This is a genomic window from Mesorhizobium sp. WSM4807 (assembly GCF_055811615.1).
This window is the reverse complement of record NZ_JBVVQY010000044.1, coordinates 1-1,803: the sequence shown is the minus strand read 5'-3', so window position 1 is coordinate 1,803 and position 1,803 is coordinate 1. Positions and strand designations below refer to the sequence as shown.

General features: G+C 67.9%; 1 protein-coding gene and 1 pseudogene. Both read right to left on the bottom strand.

Annotated features, from left to right (window positions below; all coding sequences use genetic code 11):
• Nucleotides 1-95: 95 nt before the first annotated feature.
• Nucleotides 96-535, bottom strand: a pseudogene (locus AC0L3N_RS31190) (FAD-dependent oxidoreductase); the annotation flags it as partial.
• A 180-nt stretch (nucleotides 536-715) separates the two neighbouring features.
• The coding region (locus tag AC0L3N_RS31185; RefSeq protein WP_473551418.1) for a dihydrolipoamide acetyltransferase family protein at nucleotides 716-1,803 on the bottom strand (1,088 nt) is incomplete at its 5' end.

Sequence of the window (1,803 nt, the reverse complement as noted above, 5' to 3'; positions counted from 1 at the left end):
CCCTTCCCGCAACTCCGCTCCCCCCCCGCGCTGGGGTGGACGTCACCCCCGCCCCCCCTACGGGCTGTGCCGGCCGCGCGCCCGCCCCCCGGGGGGGGGGCCCCCCCCCGGTCGGGGCGCGGACGACCTGTGTGCCGGTCTCTGTCTCGACCTCGACAGTCTTGCCGTCACGGAATTTCGCCCAGCCATGCACGGTCTTGACCCCGGCCCTCTTGAGCAGGCCGGCGACGCCGCTGTTCAGCCGGCTAACAATGCCGTCCTTCCAGGCGACGGTCGTTTCGAGATCAATGGATGGTGTTGCGACTGAAATGCCAAGCGGGCTCTTGCCGCCGGCCATGTGCGACGCCTTTTCGAACTCTTCGGCCGCATGGATCAGCGCCTTGGACGGAATGCAGCCGACATTGAGACAAGTGCCGCCCGGCTTGCCGAACTCGACGATAACCGTATCGATGCCGAGCTGGCCGGCGCGGATGGCACAGACATAGCCGCCGGGCCCGGCGCCGATGACGAGCAGCTTGCAGGATATTTCCTTCATGTCGATATGCTCTTTTTGGCGAAGAAAGGCCCCCTCATCCGGCCGCTTCGCGGCCACCTTCTCCCCACCGGGGAGAAGAGGCTGGCGCCGGCGCTGGAGACCTCCTCTCCCCTCGGGGAGAGGGTGGCCGTAGCGAAGCGGAGGCCGGGTGAGGGAGCCTTTGCGACCGTTCTCATCTCATCAATCCACGAAAATCAGCGCCGGGGTTTCCAGCAGCGCCTTAATCCGTTGAATAAACACTGCGGCGTCCCAGCCGTCGATCACCCGGTGGTCGAAGCTGGAGGACAGGTTCATCATCTTGCGCGGGATAAATTGGGTGCCGTCCCATATCGGCCGCACCATCATCTTGTTGACGCCGAGGATTGCCACTTCCGGATGGTTGATCACCGGCGTCGTCGCCACACCGCCCATGGCGCCGAGTGAGGTGATGGTGATGGTCGATCCCGAGAGCTCGTCGCGCGTCGCCGTGCCTGATCTGGCCGCCTCAGCGAGCCGGTTGAGCTCGGCGGCGCAGTCCCAGATGTCGCGCGCCTCGGCGTGCTTGACTACCGGCACCACCAGCCCAGAAGGCGTCTGCGCGGCGATGCCGATATGGACGCCGCCATGCTGGTGGACGACGCCGCCCTCGTCATCGAACAGCGCGTTGATATTGGGCTGGTCGGCGATCGCCTTGATCATCGCCCGCATCAGGAACGGCAGCAGCGTCAGCTTCGGCCGCTCGACGCCGCTGCGCTTCTCCTTGTTGAGCGCCGCGCGCAAATCCTCCAATGCCGTAACGTCGATCTCCTCGACGTAGGTGATGTGCGGGATGCGCGACTTAGCCAGCGCCATCTTCTCGGCGATCTTGCGCCTGAGCCCGATGATCTTGATGTCCTCGACGGCCTCGTTGCGTGCGAGGCCGGAGACCTTCGCAAGCTGCGGTCCGCGCGCCAGGGAGGCGTCGATGTCCTCGTGGAGAATGCGGCCGGCCGGGCCGCTTCCCCTGACCTGTCGGAGATCGACGCCGGCCTCTTTTGCCCTGAGGCGGACGGCCGGCGAGGCGAGCGGCTTTTCGCCTTCGGGACGCGGCGCGGCGACGGGCGCAGTACCCCGACCGACCGCAGTAGCCCCACCCCTAGCCCCTCCCCACAAGGGGGAGGGGGATTCCGTTGCCGTGGCAGACTCATCCTCACGCGCGGACACTTTTGCGGACGGGGGGGGGGGGGGGGGGGGGGGGGGGGGGGGGGGGGGGGGGGGGGGGGGGGGGGGGGGGGGGGGGGGGGGGGGGG